Below are 9,245 nucleotides of genomic sequence, written 5' to 3' on the forward strand. Positions count from 1 at the left end.
TCATTTTCCGAGGATGCCCACATGATCTCTTCACTCGATGCCTTGCGCCGTGGCCTGCCCGCCACGCCTGCCCGCCAGCTGATGCTGTGTACTCTGCTGGCGACACCCTGGTTGCCACTCAGTGCGGCCCACGCCGAGTCCGACATGCCCGTCAGTAGCGCCACGCCGGAGATTCGCATCCCGCTGGTCTCGCTGGAGGCCCTGCGTCTGGCACCGGTGGTGTCACCGCAGGGCGAGACGCTGGGCAAGGTCGAGGATGTGCTCAGTGATACGCGTGGCCAGATCCATCGCCTGCTGATTCGCCCTGACGCCGGTGACAAGGCGGCCAGCATCGACTTCTCGCGCTTCACCCGTGAGGCGGTCAGTGACCCGCTGGCAGCCGCGGCGCCCGGCGACATCCGCTACCGACTGGTGCTCGACATGACGCCGGAGCAGCTGACGGCCCGCGCGGACCAACCGCTGTCCAATCGCCTGTCGCGTCAGCTGGAACGCAGCATGGGGGAGGTCGGCAACGGGCTGGACAGCTTCCGCAATCAGGCGGCGGAGGTGCTGCGTTCACTGGGCAAGCAGCTTGAAGGCGAGGGCGATCGATAGCATCTGAGGGAAAGAGACTCGCAACCGCCGAGAGGGAATGCATGAGTGAGTGGATGGCAGCACTGCACGATTGGAATCTCGACCCTGCCGCCGCCGTTGCCAAGCAACGCGAAATGGCCACTCGACTGACGCTGACACCGCCCTGGGGATCAAGTCCCGACGCGTGGCCAGCGACCATCACCGGGGTTGATATCGGCTTCGAGGATGGGGGCGAGGTGACACGCGCGGCGGTGGTGACGCTGGATCTGGCGACGCTGGAGCCCCTCGAGCAGCAGCTGGTCCGTCAGCCGACCCGCATGCCCTATATTCCGGGTCTGCTGTCGTTTCGCGAGCTGCCCGCCGCCATCGCCGCCCTCGAATCGCTGGAGCGTCCGCCCGAATGCCTGATGGTGGACGGCCACGGCATCGCACACCCGCGCCGCCTGGGCGTGGCGGCGCATCTCGGCCTGTGGTGTGACCTGCCATCCTTCGGCGTGGCCAAGAAGCGCCTGTGCGGCAAGTATGGCGAACCGGGCGATGCGCGCGGTGACTGGGTCGCGCTGACGGATTGCGTGCGTGAAGCGGATGGCAAGCTCGGCATCATCGAGAATACTGAGCTGCCCAAACGCGAACAGCGCAGCCAGCTGGGCGCCGTGCTGCGCTCACGCGCGAAGGTCAAGCCGGTATTCGTCTCGCCGGGCCAGCGCATGAATCTGGACACGGCGCTGGCGATGACCCTGCACTGTCTGGGCAAGACCAAGCTGCCCGAGCCGACCCGACTGGCGGACCAGCTCGCCAGCCGCCGCCTCAAGCGGCTTCGTGATGCCTAGCTGCCTCAAGCGGCTACGCTGAACCTGGCTTCGTGACGCCTGACCGCCGCTAGCCTTCGATCTCCAGTCGGCTCTGGCCGTTGCCCGAGGGGCGCACCGCGATACGCACCGGAATGCGTTCATGCATCTCGGCCACGTGCGAGATGACCCCGACGCGACGGCCGCTGGCCTGCAGGCCATCCAACGCCTCCATCGCCAGGGCCAGCGAATCCGGGTCGAGGCTGCCGAAGCCTTCGTCGATGAACAGCGATTCGATGCGCAGCTCACCGGAGGCCATGCCCGCCAGGCCCAGCGCCAGCGCCAGCGAGACCAGAAAAGTCTCGCCGCCGGACAGCGAGTGCACGCTGCGCAGCTCGTCGCCCATCTCGGTGTCCACCACCACCAGTCCGAGCGGGCTGGCGCCGCGCGCCAGACGATAGCGGCGCACCAGATTGGCCAGATGCAGATTGGCATGCTCGATCAGACGCTCGAGGTTGAAGGCCTGGGCGATGGTGCGGAATTTGGCACCGCTGGCACTGCCGATCAGCTCCGACAGCGCGCCCCAGCGTTCATGGACTGCGCGGGCGCGGGCCAGCTGCTCGCCAAGTTCGGCGCTGCCGCTGCGGCGCTGATCATCATTGAGTATCGCCGCCTGCGCCGATTGATGGGCCTCGCGCACGGCAGTGAGCGGTGTCTTGAGCGCCGCGATCAGGCCGGCCAACGCCTCGCCAAGCGCGTGGGTATCTTCCGCGGGCCGTGGCTGCGCATCCTCCGGCGCACCAGCGTCTTCTTGCGGGAGCTGCACATGAGCCTGCAAGCGAGCATGCAGCGCCAGTGCCTGCCGGGCCTGGGCGCGAATGACGCCCGTCTCTTCAGTCCCCGCCGCGCCGTCTCCCGCCACACCTTCTCCAGCGATACCTGCTCCTGACGTCTCCTCGGCGGGCGCTGCCAGCTGCTCGAGTACCGTCTGCCAGTTGGAGGTTCGAGCGGCCTGCCAGTGTTTGAACTGACGCGCATTGCGCTCCTCACGCAGGGCATCCGCGCGTGCGACGCGCTCGTGGGCGCTGCGCAGTTGCTGGCGCAGTGCCTGCAGCTCGTGATCCTCGACGGCCAGCAACTCCGCGATGCGCGCATCATCCAGAGCAGGGTTCGCTGCCTGCCAATGCGAGCGTTCGCTATCGAGCGAGTCCTGCTCCTCGCGCAGCTCCGTCTGGCGTTGCTGCAGGTTGGTCTGTTGCTGCGTCAGCTGCTGTTGCTGATCGTTCAGCTCCTGCAGTGCCTGACGCGCATCCTCTTGTTCGTTGCGCATCCGGGTGGTCAGCGACTCGATCCAGTCGGACCAGTCGCTCACGCTGGCATGCTGCCGCTTGGGGTCCGCGCTCAGCTGCTGGGCAAGCGTGCCGCTGAGCTGCTCGATCTCGCGCGCCAGCGCAGTGATCTGCGTCTCGCACTGTTGAAGCTGAGCCTCGCCATGCTGGCATTGCGTCGTCAGCGTGGCGTGGCGTGTTGCCAGTGCCTGGCGTTGCTCACGCAGTGGCGTCAGTTGACGCAGTGTCGTCACCAGCGTGTTCTGGCGGGCGTCCAGCTCCCCAAGGCGCTGCTCGATCAGTTGCAGTGCGTGGGCAGCCGGCAATGTCGGCAAGGGTTCAAGCTGGGGGTGCTCTGACAGCGAGTGCCGGGCCAGAAGTTCGGTCAGCTTCGTCTGGCAGCTCTGCGCCTGCTGCTGCAGGCGTTGCAGCTCCGAGTGCAGCTGGGTCTGTTCCTGCTGCAGATAGCCGAGCTGCTGCTCGAGGCGGGCGTGCTCGTGACTGGCCGTCTCCATGGCTTGCTGTGCGGTGGCCGTGGCCTGGCGACGCTGGTCAAGGCGCTCGCGGGCCTGCTGTTCCAGCTGAGCGATCAGCGCCTCGGCCGGTGCGGCCTGGCCGGCGGCGGGGTGCTCGTGGCTGCCGCACACCGGGCACTCCTCGCCCTGAACCAGCCCGCGGCGCAGCGCCAGCACATTGTCGCTGCGTGCCAGACGCTCCTGCTCCTGCTGGCGGCGTTCGGCGTCTTCCTCGTGGCGCGCCTGGTCGCGGGCCTGCAATGCCTGCACCTGCCGGGCAGCCACATCGCGCAACGCCTGTTGCTGTCGGGGCAGCTGCTGCTCCAGCTCGACAAGACGCTGCTGCACTTCATCACGGCGGGCCAGACCAGTGATCTGCTCGCTGAGTACGGGCTTGAGCTCCAGTAGTGCATCGCGCTGACGTTGCAGCTGGTCACGATACTCTTCGGCATCGCGCAGCGGCTGGCCGGACTCGTCGACCAGCGTTGCCTGCAGCTGCTGGAGTTGCTGCTCCAGCTGCTGACGCTGGCGATCCTGCGCCTCGAGCTCCTGCTGATGTTGGCCGAGCGTGTCACGCAGGCGTTGCTGTTCACTCAGCTGGCTGGCGTGTGCTTCGCGTTGTTGCGCCAGTCGCGAGGCCAGCTGACGTGCCTCTTCAAGCTTCGGCAGCTGCTCGCCGCGCCAGGTCTCGCAGCGCTGCATGCGTTCATCGGCAGCCTGCCTGGCGGCTCGGGCCTGCTCAACCCTGGGTGACAGGGTCTCTAGCTGCTGCTCCAGCTGGGCCAGTTGCGTGACCAGCTGCGCATGCTGCGGCGCGATCGCCTTGAGGCGCAGCAGGGCAGGGCGAATCGGCGCGAGGGCTTCCAGGGCGCTGAGTTTCTCGCGCTGACGGGAAAGATCATCACCGACGGCGTGGGCCTCGGTCTGTTCCTGCTGCGCCTGACGCAGGGCCTGTTCGAGTTCGCCCGCCGTGGTGGTCCACTGGTGATAGGCCGTCATCGCATCATGCTGTGCGCTGAGTCGAGTCATGGCCGTCTGGCGCAGATGGACCTCCTCCTCGAGCGCCTGACGCTCCTGCGGGCTGGCCGGCAGCTGGCCTTCCAGCTTGCGTTCCAGTTCAGCGACGGCCTCGCGGGCGGCGCGCTCGCGCTCATGGGCGGCCATCGAGATCTCGGAGTAATGGCCGGTATCGGTCAGTTTCTCCAGCAACTCCGAGCGTTCATTGTCTTTGGCGCGCAGGAAGGCGCTGAACTCGCTCTGCGCCAGCAGCACGGCGCGGGTGAACTGCGCGAAATTCAGCCCCAGCCTGTCGATGATCAACGCCTTGGCGTCATTGTTGGTGGTGTTGAGGGTCTGAGCCGGCTGGGTGTCATCGCCGGTGGCCAGCAGCTGGAGATGTTGCCTGGCATTCTGCAGGCGGCCGCCGGGCTTGCCGCGTGCGCGGCTGACCGTCCAGCTGGCGCGATAGCGCAGCCCATCGCGGCCGATGAAATCCACCTCGGCCTTGCCTTCGCCGCAGCCACGCCGGAGCAGGCTGCGCGGGTCCTTGAGCGTCAGCTGATGCTCTCCGATGTCGGTCAGTTTACCGTCGCCCGGAGTCTGATCTAGGCGCGGCGTGGTGCCATAGAGCGCCAGACACAGGGCATCGAGCAGCGTGCTCTTGCCGGCCCCGGTGGGGCCGGTGATGGCGAACAGGCCGGCATCGGACAGCGGCGCCTTCTCGAAGTCGACCTCATGCGTGCCGGCAAGCGATGCCAGGTTGTCGAGACGCAGGGCGAGAATCTTCATGCCTGACCTCCCTTGGCCTTGTCTGTCGAGGCTGTCTTGTCTATCGAAGCCGCCTTGCCGGCCTTGCGAGCGGGCCGGGTGGCTGGCTCGCCTTCGAGGCGCGTCTCGCGCGCGGCCTCGACCTCCTCGAGCAGCTGGGCGAAATCCTCGATCAGCGTCGGGTCCGGCTCACTGTCATAGGTGGCGAGATAGTGACGCTCGAACAGCCCCATCGGCCCCAGCTCATCGAGCTTCACGCCCTTCGGCGCGCGATGCTCGGCACTGGGCGCCGGGTAGCGGGTGGCCAGCTTGATCAGACGCAGCGGCGCGCCTTCCAGCAGTGCCTCGATACGGGCGCGCAGGTCGATCAGCGGGGCTTCCAGTTGCACGGTCACTTCCAGCCACGGCCAGCGTGTCGGCTCGAGATCCTCTTGCGCCTCGGCGACCAGCGCCGTGAGTTGAGTGGTGATCTCGGCCAGTGGCGCAGGCCCGACGCGCGTGAGAGCGACATGGCAGGGCACGCGATGCTCCTCGACCTTCTCCAGGCTGTCATTGTTGAGCGTGACATCGAGAATGCGGTGACCGTAGTCGACCTCGGAGAAGTCCATCGCCAGCGGCGTGCCGCAATAGCGGATGCGCTCCTCGCCGCCCACGCGTTGCGGGCGATGCAGGTGGCCCAGCGCCACATAGGCGATGTCGTCGGGGAACAGGCTGGTCGAGAGCGCCTCTTCGCCGCCCATCAGGATCGGGCGCTCGCTGTTCTCGGACACCTCGCCGTCACGCATGTGGGCATGACCCATGGCGATCAGCGCCTCGCCGGGTTGGCGGGCGGCACGCGCAGCACTGACCAGCTGCTGGTGCACGCGGGCCACGCCGTCGCGGTAGGCCTCGCTGCGGGTGCGTTCGCCCTTGCCTGCTTCCCCTTCCTGCTCGGCTGGCTCGCCGCTGCTCAGGCCGGTGACCTCGGCCGGGCGCAGGAAGGGCACCGCCAGACACAGGGCGCGGCACTTGCCGTCACGATCGTGCAGAGGCACCAGCAGATGCTGGCAGTCGAGACTGTGGGCATCGTCGCCGTCGGTGGAGTCATCCACCCAGCGCACGCGCCCCAGCGCATGGGTCTTGAGGCGGGCCAGCAGCGCGGCCGGCAGCTCGATGCGCGAGCCGGAATCGTGATTGCCGGCGATCATCACGATCTCCAGCGCCGCGTCCTGCTCGTGGGCGCGCACGATGAAGTCGTAGAGCAGCTCCTGGGCGGCCAGGCTCGGGTTGACCACATCGAACAGGTCTCCGGCGATCAGCAGCGCATCCGGCGCCAGAGTCTTGAGCTGCCCGAGCAGCCAGTCGAGAAAGGCAGCATGCTCGACGTGACGGCTCTGGCCGTGAAAGCTCTGGCCGAGATGCCAGTCGGAAGTGTGCAGGAAGCGGAAGCTCACGATGGGGTCCTTGCGAAGTCGTCTGGCCGGCGGCTGGGGCTGGAGCTGCGGATGGGGCAAAGCCGGGCCGGGTGAAATGCTGCCCAGTGTACGGTCTGGCTTCGCTGGGGCGGAAGAGGGCACGGCCTCAAGCCGCTCAAGGTGCGGCGCATTATCAGGCAGATGATCTGGATCAAGGCCTTCCACGGGCAAAATCGACAAAAGTCGCTACGCTGAAAGTCGAGGCCCTTGTCATTCACCGACAAGCCCGTGCGATGGCAGCGTGTGGGAGTTGCCTCAGCGAATCACATCAGCGGAGCAGCCCGCACGGGGCTTTCTTGCGCGCAGTCTTCTCAAGGACTTCGCAATGTCTTCAAGCTGACTTGGATAACAATCAGGCTGGTGACAGAGGATGCTGTTACCGACGCCCAGAGATGACAGGAAGGATTCGAAATGCGCCAAGGTCTTTTTGCTTCACCTCGTCCCGACAATCTCGGCCTGCATGATGGCATGCTGGCTCCGGCCCCCAGCACCCCCAACGGGGTCAGTTCCCAGGCCACTGACAGCAAGCACTATGTCGCGCCACTCCCGATGCCGCAGGATTGCTGCGTCAGTGCGATGGAGAAGGTGCACAGCATCATAGAGTCCATGGGCCATGCTGAAATCATCAGCGAAGATGGCGGCTATCTGCACGCCGAGTTCCACACCCCCGTGCTGGGCTTCGTCGATGATGTGGAAATCGTCTGCAATGAAGAGGAGGGGGTCTGTCATGTGCGCAGCGTCTCACGCAGAGGGCATTCCGATCTCGGCAAGAACCGTCAGCGGGTCGAGGACATTCGCCAACGCCTGGAAGGCTGGGGCTACTGCAGCTGACGCTTGTCGATGAACCTGAGCTTGAATCCAGGACTCGTGCGTCGCCCGGCAGGGGAGGGAAGGTGACCCACTGCAGGACGCCCATCACATTCCCTCCCTCATTGCTTGAACTAGACAGAAAGACTTCCCCCCCCACCCCGGTTCGCCTTGTCGAGGCACCGGGGTCTTTCATGCCAACTCCTTGCAAGGCCGGCGTGATTTCCCGCAAGCCCCCTGCCAAACAGTGAGCGAACGCTACCCAGCCAAGGTCGCCTTTGCTACTCTGGGCGCGATACATGAAACGCATGACTGCATCGACCTGTATTGTGTTTTGTGCAATGCAGTGATGCGTCGTACGCTGGCAGGATTCCGCATGATCGCCACGCCTCCGGGGCAACCCCGGTGCTTTCAGTCATCATCAGCACGACTTCCGCTCCGTGATCGATGATGTCTCTCGACCGGATGATGTCTCTCCGACTGAAAGCCTCCAAGACAAGATGCGCGACGCGTGAATCACCCTTGACCATCGCTGGACACCAGCCCCCGCTAAACAGAGATCCATGAACGATTCCGTCCCCGCAGCGGGCTCCGCCTCCGCTGCTCACGTTTTGCCCAACGAAAATTCGCTCAAGCGTGGTGACATCAAGGTGCTCGGTCTGTCCGCTCTCGGCGGCGCCCTCGAGTTCTATGACTTCGTCATCTTCGTATTCTTCGCCACCGTCGTCGGCCAGCTGTTCTTCCCGCCCGACATTCCCGAGTGGCTGCGTCAGGTGCAGACCTTCGGCATCTTCGCCGCCGGTTATCTGGCGCGCCCGCTGGGTGGCATCATCATGGCTCACTTCGGCGATACGCTGGGCCGCAAGAAGATGTTCACGCTGTCCATCTTCATGATGTCGCTGCCGACCCTGCTGATGGGCATGCTGCCGACCTATGCCGTCATCGGCATGTGGGCGCCGCTGCTGCTGATCATCCTGCGTCTGTTCCAGGGCGCCGCGGTCGGCGGTGAGGTGCCGGGTGCCTGGGTGTTCGTCAGCGAGCACGTCGCACCGCGTCACAATGGCCTGGCCTGCGGCACGCTCTCGATGGGGCTGGTGGGGGGCATCCTGCTCGGCTCGCTGATGGCCAGCGCCATCAACAGTGTCTACACCCCGCAAGAGGTCAGTGATTTCGCCTGGCGGATTCCGTTCATCATCGGCGGCGTGTTCGGGCTGTTCTCGGTCTATCTGCGTCGCTGGTTGCACGAGACGCCGGTATTCGCCGAGATGCAGCAGAAGAAGGCGCTGGCCGCCGAGCTGCCCTTGAAGATGATCCTGCGGGAACAGCGTTCGGCGATTGCCGTGGCGATGGCGGTCACCTGGATTCTGACCGCTGCCATCGTGGTCGTGATCCTGATGACGCCGAGCCTGATCGCAGGCCTCGAGGGCCTGAGCCGCGCCGCGGCCTTCTCCGCCAACAGTCTGGCGATCGTGGCGGTATGCATCGGTTGCATCGCCTCCGGTTACATGGTCGATCGCATCGGCGCCGGCGTCACCCTGGTGCTGTGGAGCGCCTTGCTGGGCATCACCTACTGGGTCTTCCTCGCCACCATGCACTCAGACCCCAGCCTGCTGGTGCCGCTCTACTGCCTGACCGGCTTCAGCGTCGGCATCGTCGGCGCGGTGCCGAGCATCGCGATCCGCGGCTTCCCGCCGGCGGTGCGCTTCACTGGCCTGTCGTTCTCCTACAATGTCGCCTACGCCATCTTCGGTGGCTTCACGCCGATTCTGGTCTCGCTGATGATGACCGTCTCGCCGCTGTCGCCGACCTGGTACGTGGCGGCGCTGTCGCTGATGGGCGTGGTGCTCGGCCTGTGGCTGGCGATCAGCCCGCGCGGCCGCGAACTGATGCGCATCGTCTGATCAGCGTGTCTGCTATCGCAGGATGAGAGGCAGGCCCTTGTGGCCTGCCTCTGCCTGAAAACGCGCATCACCCTCCGGGTGGTGCGCGTTTTTCGTTTGGGCCGGCGCCACG

Annotated in this window: 6 protein-coding genes; 4 read left to right on the forward strand and 2 right to left on the reverse strand. The window is 65.8% G+C overall.

What is annotated here, in order from left to right; genetic code table 11:
* The first annotated feature begins 21 nt into the window (after positions 1-21).
* Entirely contained in the window at positions 22-594 is a 573-nt protein-coding gene (locus FLM52_02455; GenBank protein ID NVN54666.1) for a hypothetical protein, read from the forward strand.
* A gap of 53 nt (positions 595-647) precedes the next feature.
* Complete coding sequence (locus tag FLM52_02460; GenBank protein NVN54667.1) at positions 648-1,403, forward strand: deoxyribonuclease V; 756 nt, start codon at positions 648-650, stop codon at positions 1,401-1,403.
* Between the two features lie 49 nt (positions 1,404-1,452).
* Here FLM52_02460 and FLM52_02465 read toward each other — a convergent pair whose 3' ends face one another.
* Both FLM52_02465 and sbcD read right to left on the reverse strand, forming a co-directional pair.
* Positions 1,453-4,992 carry an AAA family ATPase gene (locus tag FLM52_02465; GenBank protein ID NVN54668.1) on the reverse strand — a complete coding sequence of 1,180 codons (3,540 nt, stop codon included), beginning with the start codon at positions 4,990-4,992 and terminating at the stop codon, positions 1,453-1,455.
* The gene (gene sbcD, locus FLM52_02470; protein ID NVN54669.1) at positions 4,989-6,404 is read right to left on the reverse strand and encodes an exonuclease subunit SbcD; all 1,416 of its coding nucleotides are present in this window, start codon (positions 6,402-6,404) and stop codon (positions 4,989-4,991) included. The genes FLM52_02465 and sbcD overlap by 4 nt, the downstream gene beginning before the upstream one ends.
* Before the next feature lie 432 nt (positions 6,405-6,836).
* Here sbcD and FLM52_02475 point away from each other — a divergent pair, with 432 nt between their 5' ends.
* Positions 6,837-7,256, forward strand: coding sequence for a DUF1499 domain-containing protein (locus FLM52_02475; GenBank protein NVN54670.1), 420 nt, complete (start codon positions 6,837-6,839; stop codon positions 7,254-7,256).
* 539 nt (positions 7,257-7,795) lie between these two features.
* Positions 7,796-9,133, forward strand: coding sequence for an MFS transporter (locus tag FLM52_02480; GenBank protein ID NVN54671.1), 1,338 nt, complete (start codon positions 7,796-7,798; stop codon positions 9,131-9,133).
* Positions 9,134-9,245: the final 112 nt, after the last annotated feature.

Source organism: bacterium Scap17, from assembly GCA_013376735.1.
In the GTDB taxonomy this organism is placed as follows: domain Bacteria; phylum Pseudomonadota; class Gammaproteobacteria; order Pseudomonadales; family Halomonadaceae; genus Cobetia.